This is a genomic window from Vibrio sp. MMH1-50, from assembly GCF_022347645.1.
GTDB lineage: Bacteria > Pseudomonadota > Gammaproteobacteria > Enterobacterales > Vibrionaceae > Vibrio > Vibrio harveyi.
In genome coordinates, this window is sequence record NZ_JAKRGG010000006.1 from 1 (window position 1) to 25809 (window position 25809).

Annotated in this window: 22 protein-coding genes and 8 tRNA genes; 27 read left to right on the forward strand and 3 right to left on the reverse strand. The window is 45.7% G+C overall.

Going from position 1 to position 25809, the window contains the following annotated elements; translation table 11 throughout:
• Window positions 1–9 precede the first annotated feature (9 nt).
• The 8 genes from MHO32_RS06400 to MHO32_RS06435 all read left to right on the forward strand — a co-directional run bounded on the left by MHO32_RS06400 (window position 10) and on the right by MHO32_RS06435 (window position 907).
• Window positions 10–94 (forward strand) — tRNA-Leu (locus MHO32_RS06400).
• A 31-nt stretch (window positions 95–125) separates the two neighbouring features.
• A tRNA-Gln gene (locus MHO32_RS06405) sits at window positions 126–200 on the forward strand.
• 53 nt (window positions 201–253) lie between these two features.
• Window positions 254–338: transfer RNA gene (locus tag MHO32_RS06410), tRNA-Leu, on the forward strand.
• A gap of 23 nt (window positions 339–361) precedes the next feature.
• Window positions 362–438, forward strand: a tRNA-Met gene (locus MHO32_RS06415).
• Window positions 439–456: 18 nt separating this feature from the next.
• Window positions 457–541, forward strand: a tRNA-Leu gene (locus tag MHO32_RS06420).
• A 21-nt stretch (window positions 542–562) separates the two neighbouring features.
• Window positions 563–647: transfer RNA gene (locus MHO32_RS06425), tRNA-Leu, on the forward strand.
• Window positions 648–693: 46 nt separating this feature from the next.
• A tRNA-Gln gene (locus MHO32_RS06430) sits at window positions 694–768 on the forward strand.
• Between the two features lie 54 nt (window positions 769–822).
• Window positions 823–907 (forward strand) — tRNA-Leu (locus tag MHO32_RS06435).
• A 160-nt stretch (window positions 908–1067) separates the two neighbouring features.
• Here MHO32_RS06435 and MHO32_RS06440 read toward each other — a convergent pair.
• Window positions 1068–2243 (reverse strand): 2-octaprenyl-3-methyl-6-methoxy-1,4-benzoquinol hydroxylase, encoded by a 1176-nt coding sequence (locus MHO32_RS06440; protein ID WP_239210967.1) that lies wholly within the window; start codon window positions 2241–2243, stop codon window positions 1068–1070.
• Between the two features lie 258 nt (window positions 2244–2501).
• Between MHO32_RS06440 and miaB the strand changes: the two genes are divergently transcribed.
• The 5 genes from miaB to lnt all read left to right on the forward strand — a co-directional run bounded on the left by miaB (window position 2502) and on the right by lnt (window position 8128).
• A complete protein-coding gene (miaB, locus tag MHO32_RS06445) occupies window positions 2502–3926 on the forward strand; it encodes a tRNA (N6-isopentenyl adenosine(37)-C2)-methylthiotransferase MiaB (RefSeq protein WP_005438595.1) in 1425 nt (474 codons plus the stop codon).
• 73 nt (window positions 3927–3999) lie between these two features.
• Window positions 4000–5097 carry a PhoH family protein gene (locus MHO32_RS06450; protein WP_005447495.1) on the forward strand — a complete coding sequence of 366 codons (1098 nt, stop codon included), beginning with the start codon at window positions 4000–4002 and terminating at the stop codon, window positions 5095–5097.
• Between the two features lie 2 nt (window positions 5098–5099).
• Window positions 5100–5564, forward strand: a complete 465-nt coding sequence (gene ybeY / locus MHO32_RS06455; RefSeq protein ID WP_005425552.1) for an rRNA maturation RNase YbeY — start codon at window positions 5100–5102, stop codon at window positions 5562–5564.
• Window positions 5565–5670: 106 nt separating this feature from the next.
• Window positions 5671–6570: a CNNM family magnesium/cobalt transport protein CorC gene (gene corC / locus MHO32_RS06460; RefSeq protein ID WP_005425551.1), complete on the forward strand. Its 900-nt coding sequence runs from the start codon at window positions 5671–5673 to the stop codon at window positions 6568–6570.
• Window positions 6571–6607: 37 nt separating this feature from the next.
• Complete coding sequence (gene lnt / locus MHO32_RS06465) at window positions 6608–8128, forward strand: apolipoprotein N-acyltransferase (protein ID WP_017818929.1); 1521 nt, start codon at window positions 6608–6610, stop codon at window positions 8126–8128.
• Window positions 8129–8178: 50 nt separating this feature from the next.
• Here the strand turns inward: lnt and MHO32_RS06470 are convergent, their stop codons facing one another.
• The gene (locus MHO32_RS06470) at window positions 8179–8649 is read right to left on the reverse strand and encodes a zinc ribbon-containing protein (RefSeq protein ID WP_005447499.1); all 471 of its coding nucleotides are present in this window, start codon (window positions 8647–8649) and stop codon (window positions 8179–8181) included.
• A gap of 155 nt (window positions 8650–8804) precedes the next feature.
• On the opposite strand from MHO32_RS06470, the gene leuS reads away from it, so the two are divergent.
• The 12 genes from leuS to lipA all read left to right on the forward strand — a co-directional run bounded on the left by leuS (window position 8805) and on the right by lipA (window position 21375).
• Window positions 8805–11378 (forward strand): leucine--tRNA ligase, encoded by a 2574-nt coding sequence (gene leuS / locus MHO32_RS06475; protein WP_009697741.1) that lies wholly within the window; start codon window positions 8805–8807, stop codon window positions 11376–11378.
• Between the two features lie 171 nt (window positions 11379–11549).
• Complete coding sequence (locus MHO32_RS06480; RefSeq protein WP_009697740.1) at window positions 11550–12107, forward strand: LPS-assembly lipoprotein LptE; 558 nt, start codon at window positions 11550–11552, stop codon at window positions 12105–12107.
• A gap of 5 nt (window positions 12108–12112) precedes the next feature.
• The gene (holA, locus tag MHO32_RS06485; RefSeq protein WP_199479902.1) at window positions 12113–13132 is read left to right on the forward strand and encodes a DNA polymerase III subunit delta; all 1020 of its coding nucleotides are present in this window, start codon (window positions 12113–12115) and stop codon (window positions 13130–13132) included.
• 90 nt (window positions 13133–13222) lie between these two features.
• The gene (gene rsfS, locus MHO32_RS06490; RefSeq protein WP_009697738.1) at window positions 13223–13540 is read left to right on the forward strand and encodes a ribosome silencing factor; all 318 of its coding nucleotides are present in this window, start codon (window positions 13223–13225) and stop codon (window positions 13538–13540) included.
• Window positions 13541–13544: 4 nt separating this feature from the next.
• Window positions 13545–14015: a 23S rRNA (pseudouridine(1915)-N(3))-methyltransferase RlmH gene (gene rlmH, locus MHO32_RS06495; protein ID WP_005447517.1), complete on the forward strand. Its 471-nt coding sequence runs from the start codon at window positions 13545–13547 to the stop codon at window positions 14013–14015.
• A gap of 29 nt (window positions 14016–14044) precedes the next feature.
• Window positions 14045–15970: a penicillin-binding protein 2 gene (gene mrdA / locus MHO32_RS06500; protein WP_239210969.1), complete on the forward strand. Its 1926-nt coding sequence runs from the start codon at window positions 14045–14047 to the stop codon at window positions 15968–15970.
• The gene (gene rodA / locus MHO32_RS06505) at window positions 15970–17091 is read left to right on the forward strand and encodes a rod shape-determining protein RodA (protein WP_005447521.1); all 1122 of its coding nucleotides are present in this window, start codon (window positions 15970–15972) and stop codon (window positions 17089–17091) included. The genes mrdA and rodA overlap by 1 nt, the downstream gene beginning before the upstream one ends.
• Before the next feature lie 3 nt (window positions 17092–17094).
• Window positions 17095–17898, forward strand: a complete 804-nt coding sequence (locus MHO32_RS06510; RefSeq protein WP_009697737.1) for a septal ring lytic transglycosylase RlpA family protein — start codon at window positions 17095–17097, stop codon at window positions 17896–17898.
• A gap of 92 nt (window positions 17899–17990) precedes the next feature.
• Complete coding sequence (locus tag MHO32_RS06515; RefSeq protein ID WP_005447533.1) at window positions 17991–19169, forward strand: serine hydrolase; 1179 nt, start codon at window positions 17991–17993, stop codon at window positions 19167–19169.
• Between the two features lie 126 nt (window positions 19170–19295).
• The gene (gene ybeD / locus MHO32_RS06520; protein WP_005384135.1) at window positions 19296–19574 is read left to right on the forward strand and encodes a DUF493 family protein YbeD; all 279 of its coding nucleotides are present in this window, start codon (window positions 19296–19298) and stop codon (window positions 19572–19574) included.
• A 176-nt stretch (window positions 19575–19750) separates the two neighbouring features.
• On the forward strand, window positions 19751–20413 hold the full coding sequence (gene lipB, locus MHO32_RS06525; RefSeq protein WP_239210971.1) for a lipoyl(octanoyl) transferase LipB: 663 nt from the start codon (window positions 19751–19753) through the stop codon (window positions 20411–20413).
• On the forward strand, window positions 20410–21375 hold the full coding sequence (gene lipA / locus MHO32_RS06530; protein WP_005447535.1) for a lipoyl synthase: 966 nt from the start codon (window positions 20410–20412) through the stop codon (window positions 21373–21375). The genes lipB and lipA overlap by 4 nt, the downstream gene beginning before the upstream one ends.
• 499 nt (window positions 21376–21874) lie before the next feature.
• Here the strand turns inward: lipA and glyA are convergent, their stop codons facing one another.
• Window positions 21875–23125 (reverse strand): serine hydroxymethyltransferase, encoded by a 1251-nt coding sequence (gene glyA / locus MHO32_RS06535; protein WP_005440106.1) that lies wholly within the window; start codon window positions 23123–23125, stop codon window positions 21875–21877.
• 347 nt (window positions 23126–23472) lie between these two features.
• On the opposite strand from glyA, the gene MHO32_RS06540 reads away from it, so the two are divergent.
• A complete protein-coding gene (locus tag MHO32_RS06540) occupies window positions 23473–24075 on the forward strand; it encodes a YitT family protein (protein WP_005447540.1) in 603 nt (200 codons plus the stop codon).
• 90 nt (window positions 24076–24165) lie between these two features.
• Window positions 24166–25692: a winged helix-turn-helix domain-containing protein gene (locus tag MHO32_RS06545; RefSeq protein ID WP_045488645.1), complete on the forward strand. Its 1527-nt coding sequence runs from the start codon at window positions 24166–24168 to the stop codon at window positions 25690–25692.
• The last annotated feature ends 117 nt before the right edge of the window (window positions 25693–25809 follow it).

Genomic DNA, 25809 nt, shown 5'->3' on the forward strand with positions numbered 1-25809 from the left:
AGTAATTATGCGGAAGTGGCGGAATTGGTAGACGCACCAGATTTAGGTTCTGGCGCCGCAAGGTGTGAGAGTTCAAGTCTCTCCTTCCGCACCATTATTTGATATGTCTTAGGACTATCGCCCGTAGGTCTATCGCCAAGCGGTAAGGCAGCGGCTTTTGATGCCGCCATTCCCTGGTTCGAATCCAGGTAGACCTGCCATATTCAATGCTATTGATGTTTTACCAATTACATCAATAACTACAGATCAAGTTGCGGAAGTGGCGGAATTGGTAGACGCACCAGATTTAGGTTCTGGCGCCGCAAGGTGTGAGAGTTCAAGTCTCTCCTTCCGCACCATACTTGATTAAAGAATATAGAATGGCTACGTAGCTCAGCTGGTTAGAGCACATCACTCATAATGATGGGGTCACAGGTTCGAATCCCGTCGTAGCCACCATTAATATAGATTTTAGATGCGGAAGTGGCGGAATTGGTAGACGCACCAGATTTAGGTTCTGGCGCCGCAAGGTGTGAGAGTTCAAGTCTCTCCTTCCGCACCATCTAAAAATAATCTATACTTTGCGGAAATGGCGGAATTGGTAGACGCACCAGATTTAGGTTCTGGCGCCGCAAGGTGTGAGAGTTCAAGTCTCTCTTTCCGCACCATACTTTCCTTTATCGGAAAGCACTTAGTTGAAAGGCTAAGACTAGTAGGGCTATCGCCAAGCGGTAAGGCAGCGGCTTTTGATGCCGCCATTCCCTGGTTCGAATCCAGGTAGCCCTGCCATTACACAACGTTGTTGAGGTTTTACCAATTACCTTGATAACTACAGAATAAGTTGCGGAAGTGGCGGAATTGGTAGACGCACCAGATTTAGGTTCTGGCGCCGCAAGGTGTGAGAGTTCAAGTCTCTCCTTCCGCACCATTCTTAAGAAACCCAGCATTAGTTTGCTGGGTTTTTTCTTTTTTCTGATTCTGGACTCGGTAGATCTCTGATTTATCGAATTAAAAAAGCGAGCTCATGGCTCGCTTTTTTTCTATCTATTGCTTTCCTATCGACCGCTTTCTATGTGATCAGAAGTCTTTTACATACCTAGCGCATACTTCAATACTTGCGCTTTGATCGGCCCTGAGTTTTCCGCCAGCTTCAATGCTGCATTACGAGCGAACTTCAATGGACCTAAATCATTACTAAAGCCTTTGTAGAACACATCCATGCCCGTTTGCATTAATAAGTTATCTGGTCGACGGGCGCGCTCATACTTGGCGAGCAAAGCATCATTAAGTTGCTCTTGCAGATTGGTAACCGAAAGCAGAACATCAACATCTTTGAAGCCGAGATTCACACCTTGCCCAGCAAGTGGGTTGATTGTATGAGCAGAATCCCCCACTAACACGCAATTCTTGTTTGAATAGCTTTGGGCATGGCGACGAGTGAGTGGGAATGAGCCAAATTGTAAAACTTCAATATCGCCTAACTCAGCAGGGAAATGACGTAGGATCTCCTCTTTTAACTGAGGTTTCGTCATCGCACACAATTGTTTAATGCGTTTTGGCGAGTCATACCACACCAGCGACCCCTGCCCGACTTCTTTACCATCCTCAGCTAGTGAGCATAACGGCAAGAACGAACGTGGACCTGAGGGAGTAAATTGCTGCCAAGTGATGTCTTGTTGAGGAAGTTCGGTTTTTACGTTGATCAACATGCAGTGTTGACGGTAATCCCATGCGGTTACGCCAATACCCGCCAATTGACGAACTTTCGAGTTCGCGCCATCAGCGCCAATCACCCAGCTAGCTTCAAACTGCTCGCCACTTTCTAGCGTTACACGGTTTACCTCGGCAAATTCTATATCTTTCAATCGCTCTGGACACATCACCGTTAAGTTGTCGTATTGTGCGAAAATTTGCCAAAGCCCCAGTTGGATTAGGCGGTTTTCAACAATGTATCCTAACTGCTCCAATGACAGTTCATCAGAGTGAAAACGAGTACGGCACTCAGGATGTTCCCACGTTTCCAAACGACGATAAGGGCACACACGCATGCTTTCAATCACGGACCATGCACCTAATGAATCAAGTAGCTTCACCGACTGATGAGAAATCGCGGAAACGCGAATATCCAACGCTTGAGAAGCCTCAAACGCCTTTGGCTCTGCGCCTTCTACCATTACAACGCTTCTGCCTTGCTTGGCAAACCCAACAGCCACCGCTGCCCCGACCATGCCGCCACCGATTACGGCGATGTCATACTTGTTCATTTTTTGCTCTTCATCATATTGATTAATTGGCGTTTTTTAATTGTACGTTCCATGGCTATTTTTACAAAATTGTTTAACAAAAAACCTTGCTGTATATAGGGCAAAAAACTAGATTTCATCAGGGTTTGCAGAGAATTCGTCAGATCACTAGTCAGGTGCTTTTTAAAGCAGTACAATACGCCGCTTACCGCCGAGATGGCGGCTATAATTTGAGCAATAGCTCTCCGATTTAAGTACAACTGAACGAGCGAAAGTGAGATGAGTAAGAAACTGCTAATTAAAACCTGGGGCTGCCAGATGAACGAATATGATTCATCAAAAATGGCCGACCTGCTTAATGCTGCAAACGGCTATGAGCTGACCGAAGAGCCAGAGGAAGCAGACGTACTTCTACTTAACACCTGTTCGATCCGTGAAAAAGCGCAAGAGAAAGTTTTCCACCAGCTTGGTCGTTGGAAGACACTAAAAGATAAAAAACCTGGCGTAGTTATCGGCGTAGGTGGTTGTGTAGCAACTCAAGAAGGGGATCACATCCGTCAGCGTGCTCCATACGTTGACGTAATTTTTGGTCCACAAACTCTTCACCGTCTTCCTGAGATGATTAAACAATCTCAATCGGATGAAGCACCAGTAATGGACATTTCATTCCCAGAAATCGAAAAGTTTGACCGTCTACCAGAGCCTCGTGCTGAAGGTGCAACAGCATTCGTTTCTATTATGGAAGGCTGTTCTAAGTACTGTACTTACTGTGTAGTACCGTACACTCGTGGTGAAGAAGTAAGCCGTCCAATGGATGACGTACTGTTCGAAATCGCACAGCTAGCAGATCAAGGCGTACGTGAAGTAAACCTACTGGGTCAAAACGTAAACGCGTACCGTGGTCCTATGCACGACGGCGAAATCTGTTCATTTGCAGAACTGCTTCGTTTGGTTGCGTCTATCGATGGTATTGATCGTATCCGCTTTACAACAAGCCACCCATTAGAGTTTACTGATGACATCATCGCAGTATACGAAGACACACCTGAGCTAGTAAGCTTCCTTCACCTACCGGTACAAAGTGGTAGTGACCGAGTGCTGACTATGATGAAACGTCCTCACACTGGGATTGAGTACAAGTCGATTATCCGTAAACTGCGTAAAGCACGTCCTGATATCCAAATCAGTTCAGACTTTATCGTTGGTTTCCCTGGTGAAACAGACAAAGATTTCCAAGACACAATGAAGCTAATCAAAGACGTAGACTTTGACATGAGCTTCAGCTTCATCTTCTCTCCACGTCCAGGTACGCCAGCGGCAGACTACCCTTGTGACCTATCAGAGCAAGTGAAGAAAGAGCGTCTATACGAGCTACAACAAACCGTAAATGCACAAGCAATGCGCTACTCTCGTTTAATGCTTGGTACTGAGCAACGCGTTCTGGTTGAAGGTCCTTCTAAGAAGAACCTAATGGAGCTTCGCGCTCGTACAGAAAACAACCGTGTAGTAAACTTTGAAGGTAGCGCAGACCTAATCGGTCAGTTCGTTGACGTGAAGATTACGGATGTATTTGCTAACTCGCTACGTGGTGAGCTAGTACGTACTGAAAAAGACATGGACCTTCGTAGTGTGATTTCACCAACGCAAATGATGGCGAAAACACGTCGCGAAGATGAGCTAGGTGTAGCTACTTTTACGCCATAAGCTCGTACAAATAGCCATTGAGAGCCTGGTCGTTATCAGGCTCTCGTTAAGTGGCATAAAATGAGAGGCAACATTGAGCAATAAAATCGTAACGCTAGAAATCAATCTAGAACCTTCAGACAACCGCCGACTAGCAAGCCTGTGCGGTCCATTCGATGACAACATCAAGCATTTAGAACGTCGTCTAGGCGTTGAAATTAACCACCGTAGCGACCTTTTCACCATTGTCGGTAAACCTCATACCGCAGCTGCTGCGCTGGATATCCTGAAAACCCTTTACGTAGACACCGCTCCTGTCCGCGGCGAAACGCCTGATATCGAACCAGAGCAGATCCATCTGGCAATCAAAGAATCAGGTGTACTGGAGCAAAACACCGAGTCACATTTCGAACACGGTAAAGAAGTCTTTGTTAAAACGAAAAAAGGCGTGATCAAGCCTCGTACACCAAATCAGGGTCAATACCTGATGAACATGGTGACGCACGATATCACTTTCGGTATCGGTCCTGCTGGTACAGGTAAAACTTACCTCGCGGTTGCAGCAGCCGTCGACGCACTAGAGCGCCAAGAGATCCGCCGTATTTTACTTACTCGTCCAGCGGTTGAAGCGGGCGAGAAACTGGGCTTCCTACCTGGTGATTTGAGCCAGAAAGTCGACCCATACCTACGCCCTCTCTACGATGCCCTATTTGAAATGCTGGGCTTTGAGCGCGTAGAAAAGCTGATTGAACGTAACGTGATTGAGGTAGCACCTCTTGCTTACATGCGTGGTCGTACTCTAAACGACGCCTTCATCATTCTTGATGAGAGCCAAAACACCACCGTCGAGCAGATGAAGATGTTCCTAACGCGAATTGGCTTCAACTCTCGTGCGGTTATCACTGGTGACGTCACACAGATTGACTTACCTCGCGGCGCGAAATCAGGTCTTCGTCATGCCATTGAGGTACTGAGCGAAGTTGACGACATCAGCTTTAACTTCTTCCAAGCTGACGACGTAGTGCGCCACCCAGTGGTTGCTCGTATCGTTAACGCTTATGAGAAGTGGGAAGCGCAAGACCAGAAAGAACGTAAAGAGTTCGAAAAACGCCGTCGTGAAGAGCGTGATGCCAAATTGCTAGAAGCAGCAAAAGCAGAACTGAGCGCACAAGTCGCGGCAACTAAGGAATAACCATGGCAATTGAACTTGATTTGCAACTGGCAGTCGAAAATGAAGAAGGCTTACCTTCTGAGCAAGATTTCCAATTGTGGCTAGATAAGACCATTCCTCTTTTCCAACCACAAGCGGAACTGACGATTCGTATTGTCGACGAGCAAGAAAGTCACGAGCTAAACCACGAATACCGTGGTAAAGACAAGCCGACCAACGTGCTATCTTTCCCATTCGAAGTACCACCGGGTATGGAAATGGACCTACTGGGCGATTTGATTATCTGTCGCCAAGTCGTTGAAAAAGAGGCAGTAGAGCAGAACAAGCCTCTACTAGCACATTGGGCGCATATGGTTGTACATGGCAGCTTGCATCTGCTAGGTTATGACCATATCGAGGATGATGAAGCTGAAGAGATGGAATCCCTCGAGACAGAAATCATGCAAGGTATGGGTTATGAAGACCCATATATTGCTGAAAAAGAGTAGCTTTGGTTGCTCGACAGGGAAAGGCGAACTACCCAGATAACCATCTCGTACTCGTCTTTCTATGTGAGCTATCACACATCTGATAGCGTTACTTAATTGAGAAACAATGAACGAAGATAATTCTCCCTCTTCTAATGAAGGCAAGAAAGAAAAGGCAGAAGGTCCGAGTAGAAAGTCCTTCTTTGAACGTCTAGGTCAACTATTTCAAGGCGAACCAAAAGACCGCCAAGAGCTTGTGGATGTGATCCGCGACTCTGAAATCAATGACCTGATTGACCACGACACCCGCGACATGCTTGAAGGTGTAATGGAAATCTCCGAAATGCGCGTGCGTGACATCATGATCCCGCGTTCGCAAATGGTTACTGTTGAGCGCACAGACGATCTTGATACTTTGATCGCACTGATCACTGATGCTCAACACTCTCGCTACCCTGTGATCAGCGAAGATAAAGACCATGTGGAAGGCATTCTACTAGCGAAGGACTTACTCAAATACTTGGGCTCAGGCAGTAACCCATTTGATATCGAAGAAGTGATTCGACCAGCAGTCGTAGTACCGGAAAGTAAACGTGTAGACCGCCTGCTAAAAGAATTCCGTGAAGAACGTTATCACATGGCGATTGTTGTCGATGAATTCGGCGGTGTTTCTGGTCTTGTAACTATCGAAGATATCCTTGAAGAAATCGTAGGGGATATTGAAGATGAGTTCGATGATGATGAAGAAACCGATATCCGTAAGCTGAGCAAACACACGTTTGCTGTCAGAGCTCTGACAACCATTGAAGAGTTTAATGAGACATTCGGTACCAACTTCAGTGATGAAGAAGTGGATACCGTTGGCGGCATGGTAATGACTGCTTTTGGTCACCTACCATCGCGTGGCGAAGTCGTGGATATTGAAGCATACAGCTTCAAAGTAACGGCAGCCGACAACCGTCGTGTCATTCAACTTCAAGTGACGATTCCAGACGAAGAAAAGCTGGTTGAAGCCACTCAAGAGTAACGCGATACCCTAACATCGGGAATATCAGAAAAATAAAATGATGAATGTACTCTTTCATCGCCTCAAGCGGCCCTTAGTGGCCGCTTTTGTTGGCGCCTCCACTACCCTAGCATTTGCTCCTTATCAGCTATGGCCGCTTGCCATACTTAGCCCTGCTATCCTACTTATTCTTCTTGCAGACCAATCACCTAGGCGTGCGCTTTGGATCGGTTATTCATGGGGTTTAGGGCAATTTGCGACAGGAGTAAGCTGGGTTTACGTTAGCATTGCAGGCTTTGGCGGCATGCCGCTGATTGCAAACCTATTCCTCATGGGCTTGTTAATCGCCTACCTATCCATATACACCGGTTTATTTGCGTGGCTCACTAACAAGTTTTTCCCTGAATTTACCCTAAGCAAAGCATTGCTTGCTGCTCCTGCGTTATGGCTAGTGACCGACTGGCTACGTGGCTGGGTTATGACAGGTTTCCCTTGGCTATGGCTTGGCTACAGTCAAATTGACGCACCATTTGCCAGCTTTGCACCCATCGGTGGTGTAGAACTACTAACACTGTTCATCATGATCAGTGCTGGTGCATTGGCGTATGCTTGGATTCACAAGCAATGGTTAATGATCATCATCCCTGCGGTACTGTTAAGTGCAGGCTTTGGTATTCGCCAATACGATTGGGTAACTCCTCGCATTGAAGACACAACCAAAGTAGCGCTGATCCAAGGTAACGTTGACCAGAACCTAAAATGGCTACCGAGCCAACGCTGGCCAACCATCATGAAATACGCAGACCTCACTCGTGAGAACTGGGATGCTGACATCATCGTATGGCCAGAGGCTGCCATTCCTGCATTTGAAATTGAAGTCCCGTCGTTCTTGAGAAACATCGATACTGCGGCGAAAATGAACAACAGCGCCATTATTACGGGTGTGGTAAACCAAGGAAAAGACGGTCAATTCTACAACAGCATTTTATCGCTGGGTGTAAATCCATACGGTGATTACAGCTTTGATATGGACAAGCGCTACCACAAGCACCACTTACTTCCGTTTGGTGAGTTCGTGCCGTTTGAAGACGTATTGCGCCCACTTGCACCATTCTTCAACTTGCCAATGTCTTCCTTCAGCCGTGGCGATTTCATTCAGCCAAACATCGTGGCGAATGGAAAGCACATGGATCCTGCACTGTGTTATGAAATCATCTTTAGCGAACAAGTTCGTCAGAACGTGACCGACGATACTGATTTCATTCTAACGCTTTCTAACGACGCTTGGTTCGGTCATTCAATTGGTCCACTACAGCACATGGAAATCGCTCGAATGCGTGCTCTAGAGCTGGGTAAGCCACTTATTCGTTCGACCAACAATGGCGTAACCGCAGTGACCGACCATAAAGGTAAGGTGATTGAACAAATCCCTCAATTTGAAACCGCAGTGCTTCGCGCAGAACTTGTTCCTACCGATGGTCAAACTCCGTATCGCATCGTCGGCACTTGGCCTCTGTATATTTGGGCTGGATTAAGTTTGATGTTGGCTTGGTGGTTATCAAGGAAGAAAAAGTCATAAGTGAAAAAGAGGCTCTTAGGCCTCTTTTTTTACGTTTGTTAAAGCTGTTCTTATGGCTTGAGAGACTGACGACTAAAGCCAGTATGATTGCACTTAATGCATGGAATGATCACAGTTGGGTGGTTATATGTCGTCTTATGACCACATTCATCGCAGACCAATGTGCCAAGTCCAATCACCTCTCCCGCCTCATAAAGACCTTGATGTTCTAAATCATCAAACAGTTCAACCCACTCCACTTTGGTTCGGTCTGTAATTTCGAGCAAACCTTGCCAAACGGAATCGGCAATTGTGAGATAGAAGGGTCCACTCTTACCTTCTTCATAGCTATCAGAAAACTCTTTTAAATCGGCTTTGACATAAGCTGATATCAGTGAGAGTTCGTCTTTGGTCATGTCGTTGGCAGCATCCACCACTTTGCCCGACGTTTCGAATACTTTGTTAACTTCATCCGGACTGTGCTTCAAGGTTTCAATCACATCCTCGAGCATTTCCTCATAACCTGCTTTACGTTTAGGCATAACTGACCTCCATCTTTCTACTACCAAGCACCACTTCAAGGCGTATGGGTACAGATTGGCTATTGTTGTGATCCCTAGCTTTAGGTATTCTATGACGATCTATTTAAGTCTGTTCTAACCGAACTCACAAATTCCAAGATAACCGGATACCATCGATGCAAGAACAATACAATCCACAAGACCTTGAACAGAAAGTTCAAAAGCACTGGGATGACAACAAGACCTTTGTTGTAAGTGAAGACCCAAATAAAGAAAAATTCTACTGTCTATCCATGTTCCCATACCCAAGTGGTCGACTGCACATGGGTCACGTGCGCAACTACACCATCGGTGACGTAGTATCTCGTTTCCAACGCCTACAAGGCAAAAACGTAATGCAACCAATCGGTTGGGATGCATTTGGTCTACCTGCAGAAAACGCGGCAGTGAAAAACAACACTGCACCTGCACCATGGACTTACGAAAACATCGAATACATGAAGAACCAACTTAAGCTTCTTGGCTTTGGTTACGATTGGAACCGTGAATTCGCAACATGTACACCTGAGTACTACCGTTGGGAACAAGAGTTCTTCACTAAGCTTTACGAGAAAGGGCTGGTTTACAAAAAGACTTCTTCTGTTAACTGGTGTCCAAACGACCAAACTGTTCTTGCGAACGAGCAGGTTGAAGATGGCTGCTGCTGGCGTTGTGACACTCCAGTAGAGCAAAAAGAAATTCCTCAGTGGTTCATCAAGATCACAGAATACGCTCAAGAGTTGCTGGACGATCTAGACAAACTTGAAGGTTGGCCAGAAATGGTGAAAACCATGCAGCGCAACTGGATCGGCCGTTCTGAAGGTGTTGAGCTCAAGTTTGAAGTCAAGGGTCAACAAGACCTAGAAGTTTACACAACACGTCCAGACACGCTAATGGGCGTCACTTACGTTGGTATCGCTGCAGGTCACCCTCTAGCGACTATCGCGGCTGAGAACAACCCAGAACTTGCTGCGTTCATCGAAGAGTGTAAGAACACCAAAGTAGCAGAAGCTGAACTGGCGACAATGGAGAAGAAAGGTATGGCGACTGGCCTTACTGCTATTCACCCATTGAACGGTCGTGAAGTTCCTGTTTACGTAGCAAACTTCGTACTGATGGACTACGGTACAGGCGCTGTAATGGCAGTACCTGCACACGACCAACGTGACTTCGAGTTCGCAACTAAGTACGGTCTAGACATCGTGCCTGTTATCAAGCCGGTTGATGGCAGCGAGCTAGACATCTCTGAAGCGGCATACACTGAGAAAGGTGTACTGTTCGATTCAGGTGAATTCGACGGTCTAGAATTCCAAGCGGCATTCGATGCAATCGCAGCGAAGCTAGAAGCAGAAGGCAAAGGCACTAAGACAGTTAACTTCCGTCTACGTGACTGGGGTGTATCTCGCCAACGTTACTGGGGTGCACCAATCCCAATGGTAACCACTGAAGACGGTGAAGTTCACCCAGTACCCGCTGACCAGCTACCTGTTATTCTTCCAGAAGACGTAGTAATGGATGGCGTTACTAGCCCAATTAAAGCAGACAAAGAGTGGGCAAAGACAACCTTTAACGGCGAACCTGCTCTACGTGAGACAGATACATTCGATACGTTCATGGAGTCTTCTTGGTACTACGCTCGTTACTGTTCACCACAAGCTGATGACATCCTAGATCCAGAAAAAGCAAACTACTGGCTACCGGTAGACCAGTACATCGGTGGTATCGAGCACGCTTGTATGCACCTACTGTACTCTCGCTTCTTCCACAAACTGCTGCGTGATGCAGGCTACGTAACGTCTGACGAGCCGTTCAAGCAACTACTGTGTCAAGGCATGGTACTAGCGGACGCGTTCTACTTCGAGAACGAGAAAGGCGGTAAAGAGTGGGTTGCACCAACTGACGTTAAAGTTGAACGTGACGGTAAAGGTCGCATCACTTCTGCCACGGATAACGAAGGTCGCAACGTTGAACACTCAGGCATGATCAAAATGTCTAAGTCTAAGAACAACGGTATTGACCCTCAAGAGATGGTAGACAAGTACGGCGCAGACACAGTACGTCTATTCATGATGTTCGCGTCTCCAGCAGACATGACACTTGAGTGGCAAGAGTCTGGCGTAGAAGGTGCTAACCGCTTCCTGAAACGTGTTTGGAAACTAGTAAACGAACACACATCAAAAGGTGCAGCAGAAGCAGTAGATGCAGCAGCACTTTCTGGTGACCAAAAAGCTCTTCGTCGTGACGTTCACAAAACTATCGCGAAAGTGACTGATGATATTGCTCGTCGTCAAACGTTCAACACAGCAATCGCTGCAATCATGGAACTGATGAACAAGCTAGCGAAAGCGCCTCAAGAATCTGCGCAAGATCGTGCAATCCTTGATGAGGCTCTAAAAGCTGTTGTTGCAATGCTTTACCCAATCACTCCGCACATCTCATACGAACTATGGGCTGCGCTAGGTGAAGCAGACATCGACAATGCTGTATGGCCAACGTTCGACGAGAAAGCACTTGTTGAAGACGAGAAGACTATCGTTGTTCAAGTTAACGGTAAACTGCGTGCGAAACTGACTGTAGCGGCTGACGCAACGAAAGAACAAGTTGAAGAGCTTGGTCTAAATGACGAAAACGTTACTAAGTTCACAGATGGTCTAACAATCCGTAAAGTAATTTACGTACCAGGTAAACTGTTGAACATCGTTGCTAACTAGTCTTTCACGACAAACGATACGTAGATAGCAATAACTCAAAGCAGAGCGAACTTATTCGCCTGTAAAGAGTCATTAAACAGGGTAGTTCGCTACCCTGTTTATTTACCTCAAGCCATTCATGCTGAGTGGTTTAAGGTAAATAACCCCTTCAATTTAGGATGAATACAATCAATGCGCTTTTTCTCTTTGATTAAACTACCAGTGGTATTGGTATTAGCGGGGCTTCTTTCTGCCTGTGGTTTCCACCTTCGTGGCGAATACTCGGTTCCGGAAGAACTGCATACCATGTCTTTCACTAGCTACGATGAATACAGCCCATTGACGCGTTATATTCGCGCTCAACTTGAATTGAACAAAGTAGATTTAGTACAACCATCTTCAAGTACACCAAATCTGCACCTGATCGAAGCGACTATCGACGAACGTACACTATCGCTGTACCAAAACAGTCGTGCGGCAGAGAAAGAACTGACTTATGTAGTGAAATACCGTGTGACCATTCCTGGCTTCGGTGCAAAAGACTTCAAAACAACCGTAAACCGCAACTACCTTGATAACCCATTAACAGCATTGGCGAAGTCGGTAGAACGTGACGTTATCGAAGACGAAATGCGTCAACAAGCGGCGAGTCAAATGATGCGTCAGCTAGGTCGAGTTCGTGCGGAATACGAACAAGGTCAACCTACCCCTGATGTGATGAAGACTAACTCTACGAACACTAACTCTTAATCAGAATGCGAATTTTTGCCGACAAGCTGGCTGACCATCTAGCGAAACACATCAAACAAGTTTACCTGATTTTTGGTAATGAACCTCTGCTTATTCAAGAAAGTCGCCAAGCGATCCAAACAATGGCGCACCAGCAAGGTTTTGAAGAAAGACACCGTTTCGCGGTTGACGCTAGTTTAGATTGGAACCAAATATATGATTGTTTCCAAGCACTAAGCCTATTTTCCAGTCGCCAACTAATTGAACTTGAGCTACCAGAAAGCGGCGTAACGACAACAGTTAGTAAAGAACTGCAAACCCTATGTGAAATGCTACACGACGACATTATGCTGGTGATCGTGGGCAGTAAACTGACAAAAGCCCAAGAAAACGCAAAATGGTTTAAAGCGCTGAGTGCAAAAGGTGATTGGGTAAGCTGCCAAACACCAGATCTGCAACGTTTGCCGATGTTCGTACAGGCTCGTTGCCGCACATTAGGGCTCAAAGCAGATCAGCAATCACTGCAAATGTTGGCACAGTGGCATGAAGGGAACTTGTTCGCGCTCTCACAAAGCTTAGAGAAGCTCGCTTTACTCTACCCAGATGGCGAACTGACGGTTGTGCGTCTTGAAGAAGCCTTGAGCCGACACAACCACTTTACGACTTTCCATTGGATTGACGCTCTCCTTGCTGGGAAAGCCAACCGAGCACAACGCATTTTGCGCCAGCTTGAAGCCGAAGGCACAGAGACAGTCATCCTTATCCGTAGTGTACAGAAAGAGTTCAACCAATTACTTAACATGCATCGAGACCTTACCCAAATGGGCATGAGTCAGGTGTTTGAAAAGCATCGAGTGTGGCAAAATAAACGCCCATTCTATAATGCTGCGCTGACTCGCCTGTCAGCCTCAAGAATTTGTGCCCTTTTATCCTTGCTCACACATGCTGAGATAAAAGCCAAAACCCAATACGATGAATCTGTGTGGCCAACTATCCATCAATTGAGCCTAGAAACCTGCTCTCCTGATATTAAGCTGGCAATTTAGCTTTCAAAGCGTGATATAGTGCGCGACCAGTTTTAACTCAACGAGATTAAAACGCCCACAGACAAAAAAGAAAATACCGAGGAAAACCGAGTGCTTCGCGAAGAACTTAAAGACTTTTTAGCCGATAAAGCCGACGACATGAAAGCGGAAGAGATTGTTATTCTGAATGTTGAAGGCAAATCAAGCGTGACAGATTACATGATCATTTGTACTGGCACGTCGAAGCGTCACGTTTCATCTATCGCTGATCACGTTGCATCTGAAGTGAAGAAAGCTGGTCTAGAGCCACTAGGTATGGAAGGCGAAAATGAAGGTGAATGGGTTGTCCTAGACATGGGCGACGCAATGCTTCACGTGATGCAAGAAGAGCATCGCGAGCTATACCAACTAGAAAAACTCTGGGGTTAATCTTTTGAAAATTCAACTAATTGCCGTTGGCACCAAAATGCCAAAATGGGTCGAAGAAGGTTTTCAAGAATACCGTCGTCGCTTCCCACATGATATGCCACTTGAGTTGGTTGAAATCCCTGCGGGCAAACGTGGCAAAAATGCAGACATCGCACGCATCTTACAAAAAGAAGGCGAAGCGATGTTGGCTGCGGTACCTAAAGGTGCGCGTATCGTCACTCTCGATATTCCAGGGAAAAAGTGGGATACCCCACAGCTAGCAGAACAGCTAGAAGCATGGAAACTAGATGGTCGTGACGTGTCGATCCTAATCGGTGGTCCTGAAGGCTTAGCGCCAGCTTGTAAAGCCGCAGCAGATCAAAGTTGGTCACTGTCAGCACTGACACTACCACACCCACTTGTGCGTATCGTGATGGCAGAGAGTTTATACCGAGCGTGGAGCATTACTGCTAACCACCCTTACCACCGCGAATAATCGCTACTTAGCTGTAGAGACAAGCGTTAATGATTCGTAAACGCCGCAGTCAAATTCGAGATTACCAAGCAGAAGCGCGTCTATTTTCTAGTCGCGCTATTGTTGCATTTATAGGTATCGTAATTTTGATGGGCTTGCTGGTTGCCAACATGTACAACATTCAGGTAAACCAGTTCCAAGACTATAAAACCCGTTCTAATGACAATCGCATTAAAGTGGTTCCTATTGCACCAAACCGTGGTTTGATCTACGACCGCAATGGTGTTCTGCTCGCTGAAAACCGCCCCGTCTTTAACCTGGAACTGACCCCAGAAAAAATCAAAGACATTGACGGCACCATCAAAGAGCTACAAACCATCCTTGAAATCACACCAGAGCAAATCGAACGCTTCCAACGTGAGCGTAAGCGTACTCGTCGCTTCAAGTCAGTTCCGTTGTTGACTCAATTGGATGAAAACCAAGTTGCTATTTTCTCTGTCAATCAATACCGTTTCCCGGGCGTTGAGATTAGCGCTACGCTAAAGCGTTACTACCCATTCAGCGAAGTACTGACCCATGTGATTGGCTATGTTTCTCGTATTAACGACCGCGACATGCAGCGCTTAGTGCGCGAAGAAAAAGACGCCAACTACCAAGCAACTCGTGACATCGGTAAGTTAGGTATCGAGAAGTACTACGAGGACCTATTGCACGGTACGGCGGGTTACCAAGAAGTGGAAGTAAACAGCCGCGGACGTGTCATTCGTACTTTGAAATACGTTCCACCTGTGCCAGGTAAAGACATCGTCTTAAACCTCGATATCAACCTACAGCTCTATGTGCATCAGTTATTAGATGGACGTCGTGGTAGCGCGGTAGTGCTCGACCCTCGAGACAATGGTGTATTGGCTATGGTTTCTAGCCCAAGCTACGATCCAAATGCGTTCGTACACGGGATCTCAGGTAAAGCATACCGAGCACTATTAAACGATAAAAACCGTCCATTGGTGAACCGCACAACGCTTGGCATTTACCCACCAGCTTCAACCATCAAACCCTTCATTGCTGTAGCGGCTCTGGAAGAAGGTGTTGTGACACCGAAAACCACCCGAAACGATCCTGGTTACTGGCGAATTCCAAATTCAGATACTCGTCCATTCCGTGACTGGCTACGTTGGGGTCATGGTCGCGTCGACATCATCAAATCAATTGAAGAATCCGTCGATACCTTCTTCTACCAAATTGCCTACGACATGGGCATTGATCGCCTATCGAATTGGATGATGATGTTTGGTTTTGGCGATTATACGGGCATCGACATTTACGAAGAAAGTAAGGCAAATATGCCAACTCGTGAATGGAAAATGGCTCGTCATAAAACACCTTGGTACAAGGGCGACACTATCCCTGTTGGTATTGGGCAAGGTTACTGGACAGCAACACCAATGCAGATAGCGAAAGCGACCTCAGTATTGGTTAACGAAGGCGCTGTAACAGCACCTCACTTGCTAAAAGCAACCATCGACAACGGTGGCGACTTTGAGGAGCAAGAAAGCTCTGAATACGAAACCTACCCTCCTATCCAAAATGTGCCAGACAAATACTGGAATATGGCGAAGGAAGGCATGCGTTTGGTTAACCACGGTCCAAAAGGTACTGCTCGTCGCTCTTTCTATAATATGGATTACCAAACTGGTGGTAAGTCAGGGACCGCTCAGGTATTTGGTCTTGCAGAAGACGAAGAGTACAACGCAGATGAAGTCGCAGAACACTTACGTGACCACGCGTTGTTTACCGGTTTTGCGCCATTCGATGATCCAAAAGTTGTCGTATCAGTGGTACTGGAAAACGCAGGTGGTGGTTCGAGTAACGGCGCGCCTGTTGTGAGAAAGATCTTCGACCGTGTCATCCTTGGTCCTGAAAAAATCGAGCCAGATGAAGAACAAAACAATGCGAAGAAAGAGGTAGCGCAGTGATGAAAATGGATCCCTCTACAGGCAAAAACCGTGCTCTGTTTGAACGCTTCCATATCGACTTGCCGTTGTTACTCGGCATCTTTGCTTTGATGGGCTTTGGTCTTGTCATCATGTACAGTGCCAGTGGTCAAAGTTTGGCGATGATGGATCGTCAAGCAATGCGCATGGTGCTATCACTGGTTGTCATGATCGTATTGGCACAAATCTCGCCCAGAACCTATGAGAGCCTTGCTCCATTAATGTTTGTTGGTGGCGTTATTCTGTTGTTTGGCGTGCTCTTCTTTGGTGAAGCCTCCAAAGGCGCCCAACGCTGGCTCAATCTTGGCTTTGTTCGTTTCCAGCCCTCAGAGCTCCTTAAGCTTGCCGTACCTTTAATGGTGGCGCGCTACATCGGTCGTCAACCACTTCCTCCGACGTTCAAAACGCTCATTGTTGCACTAATCATGGTTTGTCTACCAACCATTCTTATTGCAAAACAGCCAGACCTTGGTACTTCAATTCTGATCGCCGCTTCTGGTATTTTCGTTATCTTCCTTGCGGGTATTAGTTGGAAAATCATTGCCGCAGCCGCCATTGCTCTGGGTGGTTTTATTCCTATTTTGTGGTTCTTCCTGATGCGCGAATACCAAAAGGTACGTGTGCGCACTCTATTTAATCCAGAGTCAGACCCTCTTGGTGCCGGCTATCACATTATCCAAAGTAAGATAGCAATCGGCTCTGGTGGTATTTCAGGCAAAGGTTGGCTGCAAGGTACACAATCTCAATTAGAATTTCTTCCAGAGCGACACACTGACTTTATCTTTGCAGTAATCGCTGAGGAATGGGGTATGATTGGCTTCCTTTGCCTATTAGCCATCTACCTATTTATTATCGGTCGAGGTCTCTACCTCGCAAGCCAAGCACAAACAGCGTTTGGTCGAATGATGGCGGGCAGTATTGTACTCAGCTTCTTCGTGTATATTTTTGTAAATATCGGCATGGTAAGTGGCATCCTACCTGTAGTAGGCGTACCTTTACCGTTGATCAGTTATGGTGGTACTTCAATGGTGACACTGATGGCTGGTTTTGGCATTCTTATGTCGATCCATACACACCGAAAAGCATTCTCTAAGGCGACCTAGACCATGCAAAAACGCGCTTTATATTCCTTAGTTTTTTCTGCTTTGATTTTGGCGGGTTGTTCATCCACCGATCAAAAAACGCAGGAAGGACGTTATGAACTTGAATCTGATGTAGCTCCAGAAAAGCCATTATCAGTCGAGCACATTGAGGATGCGCACCCAAAATACGAACCATACAGCTTAGGTGGTAACAGCGATTACAACCTTCGAGGTTCAGACTACAAAATCGTTCGTGATGCAAAAGGCTTTACGGAAAAAGGTCGTGCCTCTTGGTACGGCAAGAAGTTCCAAGGTCATTTAACCTCGAATGGCGAGATTTACGACATGTACTCGATGACTGCTGCGCACAAAACGCTGCCATTACCGAGCTACGTGAAAGTCACCAATACCGACAATGGTAAATCCACGGTTGTGCGAGTTAACGACCGAGGTCCTTTCCATGAGGGTCGCATCATTGATTTGAGCTACGCGGCAGCTTACAAGCTTGACGTAGTGAAAACTGGGACGGCGAACGTAGAGATCGAAGTCATCATGGTGGATAAACCGACCGATGAAAAGTCGTTAGCGGCCCATCCTAAGTACGTCATTCAGGTTGCTTCTTCAAAATATGAAGATCGAGCGCGAACTTTAGGCCAAGAGCTTGGTCAAAAGCTGGATACGGAAACTTTCTTGGAGTCCACGGAAGGTTCGTATCGCTTGTTGTTAGGTCCATATACTGACTATTCTCTGACGCAAGCCACACTGGATAAAGTAAAGTTGCTCGGCTATTCGTCCGCATTTATTAAAAAACACAAAACTGGCAAATGACCTTGGTGTCATGATTTTCTATGCAGAGCCCCTCTTACATAAGTGGGGATTCTGTTAAGATGTCGGCAGTTAACCAAAAAATTTGAATTACCATGAATAAAAATAAGTTTGTGAAATCTATTCTCGTTTCTTCGGTTGCACTATCAGCAACCATCGCTCAATCTGCTTTTGCTTCACCAGTTGTTGTCCCAGATGCTCCTCAAATCGCAGCCAAAGGCTACGTACTTATGGATTACAACTCAGGTAAAGTTCTGGCTGAGAAAGAGATGAACACAAAATTGTCTCCTGCTAGTCTGACAAAAATGATGACCAGCTACGTAATTGGCCAAGAGCTAGCGCGTGGTAATATTTCAGAAGACGATGATGTAACCATCAGTAAGAATGCTTGGGCGAAAAACTTCCCTGACTCTTCAAAAATGTTCATTGAAGTTGGCACGACGGTAAAAGTAAAAGACCTGAACCGTGGCATCATCATCCAATCTGGTAACGATGCGTGTGTGGCAATGGCTGAACACATTGCTGGTTCAGAAGACGCATTCGTTGATCTAATGAATGCTTGGGCGGATACGATCGGTATGACGAACACGCACTTTGCGAACGTTCACGGTCTAGACAACCCTAACCTATACTCAACACCTTACGATATGGCACTGCTTGGTAAAGCACTGATCCGTGACGTACCAGACGAGTACCGTATTTACTCTCAAAAGAAATTCACTTACAACGGCATCACTCAGTACAACCGTAACGGTCTACTGTGGGATAAGAGCATGAATGTTGACGGTATCAAAACGGGTCACACAAGCAATGCTGGTTACAGCCTAGTAAGCTCTGCAACAGAAGGTCAAATGCGCCTAGTTGCGGTTGTGATGGGTACAAAAGATGCGAATGCACGTAAATCAGAAAGCAAAAAGCTTCTGAGCTACGGTTTCCGTTTCTTCGAAACAGTGGCACCTCATAAAGCGGGTGAAACTTTCGTAGAAGAAAAAATCTGGATGGGTAACAAAGACACCATTGCTCTGGGTCTTGACCAAGATACCTACGTAACCCTACCTCGCGGCGAAGCAAAGAACCTAAAAGCAAGCTTCGTACTTGAAAAAGAACTTGAAGCCCCAATTAAGAAAGGTGATGTAGTTGGTAAGCTATACTATCAAATTGATGGTGAAGATATTGCTGAGTACCCACTAATGGCACTGGAAACAGTAGACCAAGGCAGCCTATTTAGCCGCATGTGGGACTACATCGTATTGTTGTTTAAGAGCTTCTTCTAACAGTCGCTTCTGACCAACAAACAAGTCTACAAAGCCGCCAACTAGGGCGGCTTTGTTAATCTTGAGTTCACCCTAATTTGACTGTACTATTTCGCACCGCAACGAATACCAACTGGAGTTACCGATATGCTAACCATCAACTCTGATGCAAAATTGAAAGACCTGCTTGAGTTCCCTTGTTCATTTACTTACAAGGTAATGGGTCATGCAAAGCCTGAGCTTCCAGAGCTAGTTCTAGAAGTTATCCAGCGCCATGCTCCAGGTGACTACAGCCCAACAGTAAAACCAAGTGCTAAGGGCAACTACCACTCGGTGTCTATCAACATCACTGCAACGTCTATCGAGCAGGTTGAAACCCTATACAAAGAACTGGGTGAAATCGACATCGTACGCATGGTTCTATAATTTTTTGATAAATTAAATTTTTTTTGAAAGCAGCTTCGGCTGCTTTCTTTTTATTTATCATACAGATAATACAAACCACTCGAACTTTCAGTTAAAAATCTGTTACTCAGCTGTAGAGCATCAGGGTCATCCGGTTTATAATCCAAAAACTTTATATATTATCGACAGGAATTCCCATGCAACACCAACTTGTTGTGAAACGACTTGGACGCCAAGATTATGAGCCTGTATGGAAGGCGATGCATGAGTTTACTGACCAACGCACAGACGACACGCCTGATGAAGTTTGGTTGGTAGAACATAACCCAGTATTCACTCAAGGTCAGGCAGGTAAAGCCGAGCACCTGATTAATACCGGAGATATTCCTGTTGTTCAAAGCGATCGTGGCGGTCAGGTGACTTATCATGGTCCGGGTCAATTAGTCGCGTACTTCTTGATCAACCTACGTCGCAAAAAATTAGGAGTGCGAGATCTCGTTACGCACATCGAGAACCTCGTTATTAACACTCTTAAGGCATACAATATCGATTCTGCTGCACGACCTGATGCCCCTGGCGTTTATGTCGGCGGTAAAAAAATATGTTCTCTCGGACTTCGCATTCGAAAAGGGTGCTCATTCCACGGTCTAGCGTTGAACGTTAATATGGACTTAGGTCCTTTTTTACGTATTAACCCATGTGGCTACGAAGGAATGGAGATGGTTCAAGTCAGCCAAGTTGGCGGTCCTGAAGAGATCGAAGCCGTGGAAAAACAACTAATACAAGAACTCGTTACTTTGCTTGATTACGAGCAAGTAGATTTCAGCACAGAAGCACCTTCTCAAGGTAACAAAGCATGAGCAAACCAATCCAGATGGAAAAAGGCGTTAAATACCGCGACGCCGACAAGATGGCATTGATTCCCGTAAAGAACATGCCAACAGAGCAGAAAGAAGTGCTACGTAAGCCTGATTGGATGAAGATCAAGCTACCAGCCGACAGCCAACGTATTCAAGACATCAAATCAGCAATGCGTAAGAACAACCTTCACTCTGTATGTGAAGAAGCGTCTTGCCCTAACTTAGCTGAGTGTTTTAACCACGGTACGGCAACTTTCATGATCCTTGGTGCGATCTGTACTCGCCGTTGTCCTTTCTGTGACGTTGCCCATGGTCGTCCGCTTGCTGTTGAAGCTGAAGAACCAAAGAAACTTGCGAAAACCATCGCAGACATGAAACTGAAGTACGTTGTAATCACTTCTGTTGACCGTGATGATTTGCGTGATGGTGGTGCAGAGCATTTTGCTAACTGTAACCGCGAAATCCGCGAACTAAACCCGCACATCAAGATTGAAACTCTGGTTCCTGACTTCCGTGGTCGTATGGACGTGGCACTTGATCTTATGAAAGACAACCCGCCGGATGTCTTCAACCACAACCTAGAAACCGCCCCTCGTCTTTACCGTAAAGCTCGCCCAGGCGCGAACTACAAGTGGTCATTGCAATTGCTGCAAAAATTCAAAGAGCAGCATCCAAATGTACCGACGAAATCAGGTCTAATGATGGGTCTTGGTGAAACCAAAGAAGAGATCGTCGAAGTACTAAAAGATCTTCGTGCACATGGCGTAACTATGCTGACACTTGGTCAGTACCTAGCACCAAGCCGTCACCACTTGCCAGTAGAACGTTACGTTCCACCTTCAGAGTTTGATGAGCTAAAAGAGATTGCACTAGAACTTGGCTTCACCCACGCGGCGTGTGGTCCATTTGTTCGCTCTTCTTACCATGCTGATATGCAGGCTCAAGGTATTGAAGTGAAATAAGCTCTCGCTTGTTTTGATAAGAAAAGGTTGGCTCTGTGCCAACCTTTTTTGTCTCCATAGAACATAAAGCATCGTCGTTCGAACAATAACCCTACTGGTTAAAACCAAACTCGCTATTTCGAAGAACCTACGAGATATCAGGATATCTTGTTTCAACACGCTCTAAGTAACAACGATAATTAGAGATTCCCTATCCCGCTCGTTCCTCGCTTGTAGGGAGTGACGACGTTGGGTTCCTGAGCAAATCAAAAGTATATTCAGAACCTAATAACTTCTTTCGTTTTCAACTCAAATACTCCCAAGCCTCCACATAACAACTTGTTTCTCAGAGACCAAAGCACGCTATTTCGAAAAGCCTAAGCTGATATTTCCATACGCTAGAAAAACAAAAAGGTCCTCAAACGAGGACCTTTCATCAATCAAATTATCACACTGAATCGCAGAAGTAGAACGAGTCAGCCTGTACTACTTTGCAAAGAAAGCGAATTTACACAGAGAACTATGCGTAAACTGGTAGACGCTTGCAGATCTCTAGAACTTTCTGCTTCGTCGCTTCGATAACTTCCTCGTTGCCGATGTTATCTAGAACGTCACACATCCAGTTTGCTAGCTCTTTCGCGTCATCTTCAGTGAAGCCGCGGCGAGTAATTGCTGGCGTACCAACACGGATACCAGACGTTACGAATGGGCTGCGTGGGTCGTTTGGAACCGAGTTCTTGTTTACTGTGATGTTTGCTGCACCTAGTGCTGCATCTGCATCTTTACCTGTAATGTCTTTGTCGATTAGGTCAACTAGGAATAGGTGGTTCTCTGTACCGTTAGAAACGATCTTGTAGCCACGCTCTTGGAATTGACCAACCATTGCTTTCGCGTTTTTCACTACGTTAGCTTGGTAAGCTTTGAATTCAGGCTCCATCGCTTCTTTGAACGCTACAGCTTTACCAGCGATAACGTGCATTAGAGGACCACCTTGACCGCCAGGGAATACTGCTGAGTTCAGCTTCTTGTACAGCTCTTCACCTTCGTTAGAAAGGATAAGACCGCCACGAGGACCCGCTAGCGTTTTGTGCGTCGTTGTTGTCACAACGTGAGCGTGTGGAACTGGAGTCGGGTACTCGCCTGCTGCGATTAGACCAGCAACGTGCGCCATGTCTACGAATAGGTAAGCATCAACTTTGTCTGCGATTTCACGCATGCGTTTCCAATCAACGATTTGCGAGTAAGCAGAAAAACCACCGATGATCATCTTAGGCTTGTGCTCAAGCGCTAGCTGTTCCATCTCGTCGTAGTTGATTTGACCTGCTTCGTCGATACCGTAAGGAATAACGTTGTAGTGCTTACCAGAGAAGTTTACTGGTGAACCGTGAGTTAGGTGACCACCGTGCGCTAGGCTCATACCTAGAACTGTGTCGCCTGGGTTTAGAAGCGCCATGTAAACTGCGCTGTTTGCTTGAGAACCTGAGTGAGGCTGTACGTTCGCGTACTCACAACCAAATAGTTGGCATGCACGATCGATTGCTAGTGCTTCAGCTTTATCTACGTACTCACAACCGCCGTAGTAACGCTTGCCTGGGTAGCCTTCAGCGTATTTGTTCGTTAGCTGAGAACCTTGAGCTTCCATTACACGTGGACTTGTGTAGTTTTCAGAAGCGATAAGTTCAATGTGTTCTTCCTGGCGAAGAGTCTCTTCCTGGATAGCTGCGAACAGTTCCGCATCGTAATCTGCGATGTTCATATCACGCTTAAGCATCTGTATCTCCTGACTCAGATTGGTACTGAAAGTTGCAAAAAAACTGAATAACGACCTAACGCAAACGTTTTCGTCGACCTAATGGCGCGCATTCTACATAATTTGATCTAGGTCATAAAGAGAAATTTACAATTTTTCTCATGCAGTTTTTTCATGGTGACAAGCAAGAAATATCATGACGATGTTGCAATCGTTTAACCATGATTCCCTGACTGTCAATTTTGTGCTTTACACCCTGTAAAACAACAATTACATAGGTTTACCGCAAATTTTACCCTCTAGCTACCGAAAAGATCATCTTTTTACTACTATGCACGCCCGAATTATCACAAACGACTGCATATTAGATGGAAAAACACTCAAGAAAAGAAGACTGGATGGCAATTCTTACAGGTACCTTTTTGGTAGCTCAAGGCGTTTTCTTTCTCCAATCCGCGAACCTCTTAACCGGAGGCACAACCGGATTGGCTCTGCTTATTAGCCAATTTACACCTTTTACGTTTGGTGTGCTTTACTTTTTAGCCAACTGTCCTTTTTACTTGCTCGCATGGAAACGCTTCGGTCGTCACTTTGCCATTAACAGTGCAATTTCTGGCGCTTTGGTTTCTATCTTTGCTGATCACCTGTATTTACTGATTTCATTGGAATCAATCAACGAAATTTACTGCGCGGTAGCGGGTGGCTTGCTGATGGGCTTGGGTATGTTGATCCTATTCCGTCATCGTTCAAGCTTGGGCGGCTTTAACGTATTGTGCTTATTCATCCAAGATAAGTTCGGTATTTCTGTAGGTAAATCCCAGATGGCAATTGACGCATGTATCTTGTTTGCGTCTTTCTTCTTCGTCACGCCTTGGGTTATTGGGTTGTCGATACTTGGAGCCTTCGCACTGAACCTCGTGCTTGCGATGAACCATAAACCGCATCGCTATTCGGTGAGCTACGGTTCATAGCCTTTCCATGATGATTGGAGCGCAATTTATAAGATTTTGCGCTCCAATGACTATATAATATCTCGCCATTCACTAATCACTCATGATGGTATGCGAGACTTTCTACAACAAGCCAAACAAACCAAAAGTCAGATTGCTATTGGCGAGCTTATCTACAATCCAGAGACTCAAACTCTGCATAAACAAGCAGTCAGTATCGATCTTGAGCCGCGTACCGTCGAGTTACTGGAGCTGTTGCTCACCAGTGTTGGACACCCACTCTCTGCTGAAACTATCATCGAGACCATTTGGCAAAGTAAGTTCATTTCAAAGAATGTCCTAACCAACCGAATCAGTACACTCAGAGCTTTGCTTCAAGAACACTTGCCGGAGCACGATGCAGCCAAATTGTTGGTCACCTACCCACGTAAAGGTTACTTCCTTAATCCAGCCAATATTCAATTGCTACCTCCAGCCCAGAAGGCTCAGCAAACCAAAGAACCTGCTAAGAGCAACCTTGCCCCTGCGTCTCACAAATTCAAACTTGTTTATGGCTTATGCGCCGCACTTGCGCTAATGAGTATTGGGCTTGGGGTGACGCTGTGGCAGCAGCAAGGCATTTCAACTCAGCAAACTCGAAACCAACTCTTAATCCCTAAAGTAGAATTGTTGCTGAACCGTGTTGATGCTATAGGCACCACTGCTCGTGAGTACCGAACTCTAGTGAAAGCGATCTTGCTGCAGCAACAAGTCGAGTATCCTTATACCGATATCGCTAACCAAGATGCGCCGAGCTACTTTCTCGATCCAATTAATGAAACCCCTTATTTCCCTGGCGCACGAAACATGCAAACCAGCGATTATCAGCTCAACATTGAGCTAAAAGATGACTCCACAGAAGGGGGACTCAAAGCACAAATGAACCTAATTTACCCAGCGACGGGCAAATTGGCGTTTCGTAATCAATACGAGCTCCGTATCAGCCATCTACAATCAGATATCTTTCGTATGCATGCAGATATCGCTCAATACTTTAATTTGCCTGCACCTTCTCAGAGCAATTGGCAGTTAACCGATGCACACAAGAAAATGCTACTGGATGAGCAATTCTCAATGGATGGTATTAAAAACATGGATGAGTTTACTGCCATCACGATAGCTCGCCATCTCGCGTTGTACGAACAAAATCAAACCAAACTCGAAGGGTTTCTTTATCAAGTACAGTCCGAGTTCGATGCCTTACCCGATGAGCTTAACTTATGGATGGGTATCCTCAATTACAAACTCGGCAATCTTGATAAGGCGAAAACCTTATTGACGACACCGGCGGGAGACTCATTAATTCAGAATGCCCTGATTTACACTTTTGTATCTCATATTGCCTACAAGCAAAATAAACTTGATCAGTTCCGCTTAAATTACATGGAATCGCTCGTAGCTCTTTTACGTGTTATGCCTTCTGAAGAGTTATTCAGTCGTTTGTCTCAGCCGGAATCGAAAGAAACCTGCTTACAGCCTTGGAAGAAGTTGCGTGTCAGTATTAAAGAAAAGGAAATTGTGATGCGCTGGAAGGCATTAATTGAAGAATACTGCACCAATATCGAAGAAGATATTAACCCAGAAAAAACAAAGACCTAAATATAAAATTAAGCTTTCATTTAACTCTATTAGTTTTTGTTTTTTGCCCTTTTTCTCACTCAAAACTTAGCATGGCGACATTCAAATAACGGCTCGATTTATCAGCCTTCTAAAATT